The 9,022-nt window shown below is 68.1% G+C and carries 9 protein-coding genes; 2 read left to right on the forward strand and 7 right to left on the reverse strand.

All coding sequences use genetic code 11. From position 1 onward, the window contains the following. Positions 1–1,332, forward strand: coding sequence for a cryptochrome/photolyase family protein (locus tag AC5Y21_RS22655; protein WP_499915724.1), 1,332 nt, complete (start codon positions 1–3; stop codon positions 1,330–1,332). A gap of 9 nt (positions 1,333–1,341) precedes the next feature. On the opposite strand, the gene AC5Y21_RS22660 is transcribed toward AC5Y21_RS22655, so the two are convergent. Then, a complete protein-coding gene (locus AC5Y21_RS22660) occupies positions 1,342–2,079 on the reverse strand; it encodes an acyltransferase (RefSeq protein ID WP_499915744.1) in 738 nt (245 codons plus the stop codon). Between the two features lie 195 nt (positions 2,080–2,274). On the opposite strand from AC5Y21_RS22660, the gene AC5Y21_RS22665 reads away from it, so the two are divergent. Further along, a complete protein-coding gene (locus AC5Y21_RS22665) occupies positions 2,275–3,558 on the forward strand; it encodes an outer membrane protein assembly factor BamB family protein (protein WP_499915726.1) in 1,284 nt (427 codons plus the stop codon). 75 nt (positions 3,559–3,633) lie between these two features. Here the strand turns inward: AC5Y21_RS22665 and AC5Y21_RS22670 are convergent, their stop codons facing one another. The 6 genes from AC5Y21_RS22670 to AC5Y21_RS22695 all read right to left on the reverse strand — a co-directional run bounded on the left by AC5Y21_RS22670 (position 3,634) and on the right by AC5Y21_RS22695 (position 9,011). Continuing rightward, entirely contained in the window at positions 3,634–4,317 is a 684-nt protein-coding gene (locus tag AC5Y21_RS22670; RefSeq protein ID WP_499915728.1) for an esterase, read from the reverse strand. Positions 4,318–4,382: 65 nt separating this feature from the next. After that, positions 4,383–5,639, reverse strand: coding sequence for a class I SAM-dependent methyltransferase (locus AC5Y21_RS22675; RefSeq protein ID WP_499915730.1), 1,257 nt, complete (start codon positions 5,637–5,639; stop codon positions 4,383–4,385). Further along, positions 5,573–6,547: a class I SAM-dependent methyltransferase gene (locus tag AC5Y21_RS22680; protein WP_499915732.1), complete on the reverse strand. Its 975-nt coding sequence runs from the start codon at positions 6,545–6,547 to the stop codon at positions 5,573–5,575. The genes AC5Y21_RS22675 and AC5Y21_RS22680 overlap by 67 nt, the downstream gene beginning before the upstream one ends. A 36-nt stretch (positions 6,548–6,583) precedes the next feature. Next, complete coding sequence (locus AC5Y21_RS22685; protein WP_499915746.1) at positions 6,584–7,324, reverse strand: enoyl-CoA hydratase; 741 nt, start codon at positions 7,322–7,324, stop codon at positions 6,584–6,586. Between the two features lie 8 nt (positions 7,325–7,332). Next, entirely contained in the window at positions 7,333–8,172 is an 840-nt protein-coding gene (locus AC5Y21_RS22690; RefSeq protein ID WP_499915734.1) for an NUDIX hydrolase, read from the reverse strand. Next, entirely contained in the window at positions 8,169–9,011 is an 843-nt protein-coding gene (locus tag AC5Y21_RS22695) for an ABC transporter ATP-binding protein (protein ID WP_499915748.1), read from the reverse strand. The genes AC5Y21_RS22690 and AC5Y21_RS22695 overlap by 4 nt, the downstream gene beginning before the upstream one ends. Between the last annotated feature and the right edge of the window lie 11 nt (positions 9,012–9,022).

Raw genomic sequence — 9,022 nt, forward strand, 5'->3', positions numbered from 1 at the left:
ATGCCTGCGCTGTTGTGGTTTCGACGCGACCTGCGGCTGCACGACCACCCGGCACTGGCCGCTCCGGCCGAAAGCGACGAGGTGCTCGCCTGCTTCGTGCTAGATCCGCGGCTGGTGGCTTCGTCGGGTCAGCGGCGCCTGCAGTTTCTGGGCGACTCGCTGCGCCAACTGCGTGACGCGCTGGATGGCCGGCTGTTGGTGACCAGCGGACGGCCCGAAGAGCGAATCCCTGTCATTGCCAGGGAGATCAGCGCTTCCTCGGTGCATATATCACAGGATTTCGCGCCGTTCGGGCGACGTCGCGATGACCGGGTGCGCGCGGCGCTGGGTTCGGTGCCGCTGGTCGCGACCGGCTCGCCGTATCTGGTTTCCCCGGGCCGCGTCACCAAACAGGACGGCACCCCCTACAAAGTGTTCACACCGTTTCTTCGCGCCTGGCAAGATGCCGGATGGCGTCAGCCGGCGGCATCGGAAGCCGATTCCGCACGCTGGCTGAACCCGGCCGAGCTGAGCATCGAGAAGTGCGAAATCCCCGACCCCGGGGCCACTCTGGGATTTGCGGCCGGTGAAGAGGCGGCGCGCTCGCAATGGGCGGCGTTTGTCGTCGACGGACTGGACCGCTACGCCCAAGATCGTGACCGGCCCGACCTCGAGGGCACCAGCGGCATGTCGGCGCATCTGAAATTCGGCACCGTCCACCCACGCACCCTGGTCGCCGACTTGGACCTGCGCCAGACGGGCTCGCAGAAATACCTGCGTGAGTTGGCCTTTCGCGACTTCTACGCCGCAGTGCTGTATCACTGGCCGGACAGTGCGTGGCGCAACTGGAACAGCGACTTCGACGACATCCAGACCGACACCGGTGCAGAGGCGAAGCGGCGCTTCGAGGCTTGGAAGGTCGGCGAAACCGGATTCCCGATCGTCGACGCCGGGATGCGGCAACTGCGCGCGACCGGATTCATGCACAACCGGGTACGGATGATCGTCGCGTCGTTCTTGGTGAAAGACCTGCATCTGCCCTGGCAGTGGGGTGCCGGCTGGTTCATGGATCAGCTCACCGACGGCGACTTGGCCAGCAATCAGCACGGGTGGCAGTGGTGCGCGGGATGCGGCACCGACGCCGCGCCGTACTTCCGGGTGTTCAACCCGTCGACGCAGGGCGAAAAGTTTGACCCGTCCGGCGACTACATTCGGCGCTGGGTGCCAGAGCTGAGCGCCGCCGGCGACGTGTCGCTGCGTAAAGGTGAACGGCCGCAAGGATATCCGGCGCCGATCGTCGAGCATCGGGCCGAGCGCGCCGAGGCGCTGCGCCGCTATCACAGCCTGGGCTGAGACGGGCCGCTATCGGGATGCCTTTTTGCGTTCGATGTCGGCCAGTGCCGCAGCCAGTTCGGCGCGCTGTGCGGCCGAGCTCTCCCAGGCCAGCTGCCGGTTCTTGACGACCTTGGCCGGTGCGCCGACGGCGATCGAATAATCAGGGACGACACCGCGAACGACGGCGTGCGACCCCAACACGCAGCCCCGCCCGATGGAGGTGCCGCGCAGGACCGTCACCTTGGTGGCAATCCAGGTGTCCGGCCCGATCCGCACCGGGGATTTGACGATGCCCTGGTCCTTGATCGGGACGTGAATGTCGTCCATCCGGTGGTCGAAGTCGCAGACATAAACCCAGTCGGCCATCAGGGCCGAGTCGCCGAGCTCGATGTCGAGATAGCAGTTAATGACGTTGTCGCGGCCCAGCACCACCTTGTCGCCGAACCGTAGCGAGCCCTCATGGGCGCGGATCGTGTTCTTGTCCCCGATGTGCACCCAGCGGCCGATTTCCAGCTGCGCCAGTTCGGGTGTGCAGTGGATTTCGACGCCCTTGCCGAGGAACACCATGCCGCGGGTGATGATGTGCGGATTCCGCAGTTTGAACTTCAGCAGCCGCCAATAGCGGACCAGGTACCAGGGGGTGTAGGCACGGTTCCTCAGCACCCACTTCAGCGAGGCCAGCGTAAGGAACTTGGCCTGACGCGGGTCCCGCAGCCGCGAGCCGACCCAGCGGCGGCGCAGCGGTGCACCCCACATGCTCGTCATGGCCGGAAAGCTTAGCCCGGTGACGATGCGCGCCGGCACGGCGGGCGGTGGCAAGCGGGCAATCAGCTTGACACGAAGCGCCACGGGTTACCCTCACCTGTACTCGATTGCTGCTCATGGCGAAGCGTGTATCGGAGCCCATACGAAAGGAATTTCGGAACCCTGCGAAAGCAAGAGGTGCTTGCGCGACGTCTTATGGCGGCCGGTGCCGCGGTCGTGCTCACGGCCGGACTCGGCGGGTGCGGTAATACCGACGCATGGGTGGATGCGGCGCCGGCGCCGGGCTGGCCCGCCCAGTACGGCGATGCCGCCAACAGCAGCTACACCCCGACGAGCGGCGCCACCAAGCTGGCGCTGCGGTGGACGCGCTCAGTCAAAGGCAGCCTGGCCGCCGGGCCGGCGCTGAGCGGCCGCGGCTATCTGGCGCTCAACGCGCAGACCCCCGCCGGATGTTCGCTGATGGAGTGGGAGAACAACGAAAACGGCCGGCAACGCTGGTGTGTCCGGCTGGTCCAGGGCGGTGGCGTGGGCGGCCCCTTGTTCGACCGTTTCGACAACCTCTACGTCGGTCAGCCGGGAGCGATGGACTCGTTCCCGCCGACCCAGTGGACCCGCTGGCGTCAGCCGGTGATTGGGATGCCGTCCACCCCGCGGTTCCTGGGCGGCGGTCAGCTGCTCGTCACGACGCACCTGGGCCAGGTGCTGGTCTTCGACTCGCACCGCGGCATAGTGGTCGGCCCGCCGCTGGATCTGGTGGATGGCGTCGATCCCACCGATGCAACCCGCGGGTTGGCCGATTGCGGGCCGGCGAAGCAGGGCTGCCCGGTCGCGGCGGCTCCGGCCTTCTCGGCGGTCAGCGCGACGGTGGTGCTGGGCGTCTGGCAGCCGGGTGCGCCGGCCGCTGGTCTGGTGGGGCTGAAGTACCACCCCGGGCAGACGCCGCTGCTGACTCGCGACTGGACCAGCGACGCCGTCAGCGCCGGCGTCTTGGCCAGTCCGGTGTTGTCCGCCGACGGGTCGACCGTCTACGTCAACGGCCGCGACAAACGCCTGTGGGCCTTCCACGCGGCCGACGGGAAGACGAAGTGGTCGGTGCCGCTGGAGTTCCTGGCACAGACGCCGCCCGCGGTCACTCCGCAGGGGCTGATCGTGTCCGGCGGCGGTCCGGACACCCGGCTGGCGGCTTTCCGCGACGTCGGTGACCATGCCGACCCGGCCTGGCGCCGCGATGACGTCACTCCCCTGTCGACTTCGAGCCTGGCCGGCAGCGGCGCCGGTTACACGGTAGTCAGCGGCCCACCGCGGGACAACGCACCCGGTATGTCGTTGCTGGTGTTCGACCCGGCCAATGGGCACACCATCAACAGCTATCCGCTGCCTGCGGCCACCGGATATCCCATCGGGGTGTCGGTGGCCAAAGATAGCTGGGTGGTGACCACCACCAGCGACGGCCAGGTCTACAGCTTCGCGCCGGCTTAACTATGCCGAGCAGACGCAAAAGCGCCTGATTTCGGCACGAAACAGGGGCTTTTGCGTCTGCTCGCCGCGGTAAGGCTAGATAGCCAGCGGCGGGATGGAGCTGCGCGGCACCTGCGCCTGGGTGGCGCCGGCGAACGACGGCAGCAGCTCACCCGGCGTGAAGTAGAAGATCAGCGCATCGTCGGTGATGGCGAAGTTCTGGTAGTGCGACGAGTCGAGACCGGACGACGGCAATATCGCGGCACCCAACGCGTTCTCACGCTCCAGCTCGCGCTGAACGATCGGAAAGATGCTGTCCAGCGGCGAAGTGCCGGGGGCGAACAGCGTGTCGAAGGTGATGGGCTGCTTGGTCCCGAGGTTGTAGTTGTATGCCTTGTACCAGGTGGACGGCCGCGTGCCGCCCAGGTCCTGGAAGAACTTGAGCACGACGCTGCGGGTGTTGTGCGGCGGCTGGCCGGAGCTGTGCTCCTCGCTGGTGGCGTCCATTTGGTAAGGGTGATCGCGCGGCCCGGACCCCTGCGCGACGTTGACGAACCCGTCGCGGTTCTGCGTGATGTAGTCGGTCAGCGCCTGCTCGTCCGGGTAGTCCGCCGGGAACGTCATGGTGAGTGTGTATGTCGGGCCAGAGGCATGCACGCGGCACGTCTGGTCAGCCACGATGGTCCCGCCCAGGTTTGCGCAGGACGACGGCGCGGCGGCCGCAGGCCAGCCCAACACGACCGCGGAGACCAGCAGCGCGGCCGCTATCGAATAACGCATTGTCGAGTTGTCCTCGCAGACTCAAGGGGCGCCTGGACGAGCGGTCGCCGCCAGCTTACCGGTCGCTATCGAGAGGGTCGGCAGACGAAGGCCATCGCGTGACTTGCGGAACCGGGACCGATGCGGGTGATCACCACGGACAGCGACCGGTCGCCGCGCAACCGCAGCCTGCGCCGCAGCGCGTCCGGATCCACCTGCACACCGCGGACCAGGATCTCGAGCGCGCCGCAGTCCAGCGCTGCCAGTGCCTGCCGTAGCCGGCGCTCGTCGAACGCCATCTGCTCGAGCACCTCGAAGCCTCGCTCCCCCGGCGGCAGCCGGTCCCCGGACAGGTACGCGATGTCAGGGTCGAGCTGCCACAGCCCGTGTCGCACGCTGTAGTGGCGGACCAGCCCGGCGCGGACCACGGCGCCGTCCGGGTCGACGATCCATCGCCCGGCGGGCCCCACCGGGCAGTCGTCCGGCTCGATGTCGGTGAGCTGCTCGTCGCGGTCCAGGATGCTGGCCCGACGACGCACACCCGCCCCGGCCAGCCCCGCTGACCACAGACACGCCTCTCGGACCGAACCGCGGTACGACGTCACCTCGATTTCGCCATCGAATCCCAGCCGGGTCAGCTGACCGAAATCAATTCCAGGAGAACACTTTACGACCAGATCGCGCCCACGGTAGCTGTCCATCAACTGGCCCAGGCCAGGCTGATAGTCGTCCGGGCTGAAGCGCCGCCGCCCGCCGGTGCGACGCCCCGGATCGACGACGACCACCGCGTCGCGGGTCACCGGCGCCAGCGCGTCGGCGCGACACAGGCTGGCGGCCGGTCCCAGGTTGTGGCGTGCCATCGCCAGCCGCACCGGGTCGATATCGCTACCGACGGCGCGGATTCCCGCCATCTGTAGCGCGGCCAGTTCGGTGCCGATCGAACAGGTCGCGTCGTGCACCGGACGGCCGGTTCGGGCCAACCGCCCGGCCCGGTGCAGCGCCACCGGCGCGGCGGTGGCCTGCTGCAGCGCCTCGTCGGTGAAGAGCCAGTCCGACACGTCAAAAAGCTCGCCCAGTTTGGCCGTGGCCCGGCGGCGCAGCAGCGCCGTCTCCACCAGTACCGGCGTCCGGTCGCCGAACCGGGCCCGAGCGGCGGCGGTATCGGCAATCCGGGTGGCCTCCGTCAGCGGGAATTCAGCGACCGCCTTCAGGGCCGCGGCACCCGGTTCGGATCGCAGGTATCTGACGTCGTCCGCGCTGAACCGCAGGCCGACAGTCAGGACGGCTTGACCCCGGTGATCATCACGTTGTAGAACCAGCCCTTCGGCACCAGATGACGCCATACGTTGGCGTCCACCCAGCTCAGCGTCTTCCAGCTGGTGAACGCGAACCTTGCCCAGCCCCAGCCCAGCCGCTCGGGCGGTACCGCGCATTCCAACGTACGCAGCGGCCAGCCCAGCATGGCGGCGGTGAACTCCACGGTGGCGGTCCGAACATCGACCGCGCCGGCGTTGGCTGCCATCCGCTCCAGGTCACTTGGTGTGAAGGTGTGCAGATCGACCAGAGCTTCCAACGCCGCCGCCCGCGAGGACTCGTCGAGTTCAGCCTGCGGCCGCCGCCACTCGGTGAGACCGGGCAACTTGGTGGCGTTGGTGATGATCCGCCAGGTCAGCGTGGACAGCGTGCGGGCGTAGCCGTCGCCGACGGAGGTTGGTTCGCCGGCGAATACGAACCGTCCGCCCGGCTTCAGGACCCGGATCGCCTCACGCAGCGACAGCTCGACGTCGGGAATGTGGTGCAGCACCGCATGCCCGACCACCAAGTCGAAGGTGTTGTCGTCGTACGGGATGCCCTCGGCGTCGGCGACCCGGCCGTCAATGTCCAGCCCGAGTGATTGCCCGTTGCGGGTGGCAACCTTGACCATGCCAGGCGAGAGGTCGGTGACCGACCCGCGCCGCGCCACCCCGGCCTGGATCAGGTTCAGCAGGAAAAACCCGGTCCCACAGCCCAATTCCAGCGCACGGTCGTAGGGAAGCTGGCTCAGAACGTCTTCGGGCACGGCGCCGTCGAAGCAGTCCCGGGCGTAGTCGACGCAGCGCTGATCGTAGGAAATCGACCATTTTTCGTCGTACGTCTCGGCTTCCCAGTCGTGGTAGAGCACCTGGGCCAGCTTGCTGTCGTGCCGTGCGGCTTCCACCTGTTCCGCTGTGGCATGCGGGTTGGGAGCCGCGTCGGTCGAACTCGTCGTCATGGATGGCAAGCCTAACCGCCGGGTCTTTCGGTCCCGTCAGCCACCGCCCTGACCAGCGCCGAACACCTCGACATACCGGTCACGTTCGGCGGCTAGCCGCTCGGGCGGTCCCAGCTCGAACAGATCGTTGATGCCCGCCTTGGCCGCGGCCAGCGCGTGCGGCGGTCCGTCCAGGAAGCGGCGCGCCCAGGCCGCGGCACCGTCGTACACGTCGTCGGGGGCCACCATCTCGTCGATCAGGCCCAGCGCCAGGGCCTCCTTGGCGTCGAAGAAGCGTCCGCTGAATACCAGCTCCTTGGCCCGGCTGGCCCCGGCAGCGCGGGTCAGGCGGGCCATGCCGTCACCGCCTGGGACCAGTCCGGCCAGGATCTCGGTAGCGCCGAACTTCACGTTGTCGCCGCTCACGCGCCAGTCGGCGGCCAGCGCCAGGGTGAGGCCAGCGCCCAGTGAGTATCCGGTGATCGCGGCGACAGTCGGTTTCGGAATCGCTGCGACGGCGTGGATGGCCGAGCGTCGGACCTGGTCCGCGATGTCGGCTTCGGCAGGGTTCAGCGTCCGCAGTTCGGTCATTTCGTCGCCGGCCGAGAAAATTTCGTGGCCGCCGAACAGGATCACCGCGGCGACGTCGTCGCGACGGCCCAATTCGTCTGCGACGGCAGCGATTTCCCGGTAGACCTGGCGGGTCAGCGCGTTGGTGGGAGGCCGCGACAGAAGCAGCATGGCCAGGCCGGCGTCCTGCGAGCCGTCACTGACTACGACGCTGACGAACTCGCGCACTGAAGCGGTCACAACGGCCACTCCATGGTTCCGCCTTTTTTGCGCGCCGCGTGGTAGCGGTCGGAGTCGAAGAACTCGAAAACCCAGTTGTCGCCCCGCTTCTCTAGCAGGGGTTGTACGGTCACGATCTGGCGTTCGACGGCCAATACGTCGGCCACGCTACGACCGGCCAGCGAGTCCAACTGGGTCCAGGTCGGCGGCAGCAGGATGTTGCGACCGGCCTCGAAGTCGTCGATGGCGTCCTGCGGGAACGTCCAACCGGAACGATCGGATTCGGTGTTCTCACCGTCGGCGCGTTGCCCTTCCGGCAGCGCTCCCACGAAGAAGTAGGTGTCGTAGCGGCGGGTGCGCTCGGCTTCAGGGGTGACCCAGTTGGCCCAGGGCCGTAACAGGTCGGACCGCAGCTCCAGGCTTTCCCGGCGCAGGAAATCCGCGAAAGACAACGTTCCCTGCGCCAGCTCGCGACGGGCGTCGCCATAGACCGAGGCATCGCCGACGATACTGTTCGGTGCCGAATGGGACTGGCCGGCCGGTCCGGCAAAAAGCACGCCCGACTCCTCGAAGGTCTCGCGGGCCGCGGCGCAGACCAGCGCCTCGGCCAGGCCGGACTCGATGCCGAACCGCTGCGCCCACCAATCCGGAGGCGGCCCTGCCCAAGCGATGTCGGCGTTGCGGTCGCGGTCATCGACGCCGCCGCCGGGAAACACCATCGTGCCCGGCGCGAATTCCATCTTCGAGTGGCGGCGCATCAGGAAGACCGCGATGCCATTCGGGGTGTCGCGAACCAGCATCACCGTTGCCGCGGGACGAGGTGTCAGCGGCTCCTGCGGCGGCTGCGGCGTCGTCATAGTTGTCTCCGGTGGGCCGCGCGGGTACGAACCCGCCTGGCGAAGTAGCGGCCGTCGACGACGTCCAGGGCGATCGACTGGCCGAACGCGGTGGACAGGTTCTCGGCGGTCAGCACGTCGGGCAGCAGACCGGCGGCAACGACCTGAGCCTCCGACAGCAGCATGCAGTGGCTGAAGCCGGGCGGCACCTCCTCCACATGGTGGGTGACCAGCACCAGCGCGGGTGCGTCCGGGTCAGCGGCCAGGTCGGTCAATCGCGCCACCAGCTCTTCGCGGCCGCCGAGGTCCAGGCCCGCGGCCGGCTCGTCGAGCAGCAGCAGTTCGGGGTCGGTCATCAGGGCCCGGGCGATAAGCACCCGTTTGCGCTCGCCTTCCGACAGGGTCCCGTAGGTACGGTCGGCCAGGTGCTCGGCGCCCAGGCTCTCCAGCATGTCGACCGCCCGGCGGTAGTCGACGTCGTCGTAGCGCTCCCGCCACCGGCCCAGCACCGCGTAGCCGGCCGAGACGACCAGGTCGCGGACCAGCTCGTGATCGGGCACCCGTTGCGCCAGCGCCGACGAGCTGAGCCCGATCCGGGCGCGCAGCTCGGAGACGTCGACGCGGCCAAGGCGCTCACCGAGCACGTAGGCCACACCCGACGACGGGTGTTCGGTGGCCGCGGCGATGCGCAGCAGCGACGTTTTTCCCGCCCCGTTGGGGCCGATGATCACCCACCGTTCGTCGAGTTCGACGCTCCAGTCGACGGGCCCGACCAGAACGCGGCCACCGCGGCGCAGCGCAACGTCTCTGAAGTCGATCAGCAGATCCGGGTTGACGGTTTCGGGGCCGGTTTCGGGCACCCGATCATCGT

Source organism: Mycobacterium sp. NGS41 (genome assembly GCF_059812725.1).

Coding starts and splice junctions, on each gene's coding strand:
- AC5Y21_RS22670 (WP_499915728.1), bottom strand. CDS start 4,317: ATGCGTTATTCGATAGCGGCCGCGCTGCTGGTCTCCGCGGTCGTGTTG.
- AC5Y21_RS22665 (WP_499915726.1), top strand. CDS start 2,275: ATGGCGGCCGGTGCCGCGGTCGTGCTCACGGCCGGACTCGGCGGGTGC.
- AC5Y21_RS22675 (WP_499915730.1), bottom strand. CDS start 5,639: ATGGCGTCATCTGGTGCCGAAGGGCTGGTTCTACAACGTGATGATCAC.
- AC5Y21_RS22690 (WP_499915734.1), bottom strand. CDS start 8,172: ATGACGACGCCGCAGCCGCCGCAGGAGCCGCTGACACCTCGTCCCGCG.
- AC5Y21_RS22655 (WP_499915724.1), top strand. CDS start 1: ATGCCTGCGCTGTTGTGGTTTCGACGCGACCTGCGGCTGCACGACCAC.
- AC5Y21_RS22660 (WP_499915744.1), bottom strand. CDS start 2,079: ATGACGAGCATGTGGGGTGCACCGCTGCGCCGCCGCTGGGTCGGCTCG.
- AC5Y21_RS22680 (WP_499915732.1), bottom strand. CDS start 6,547: ATGACGACGAGTTCGACCGACGCGGCTCCCAACCCGCATGCCACAGCG.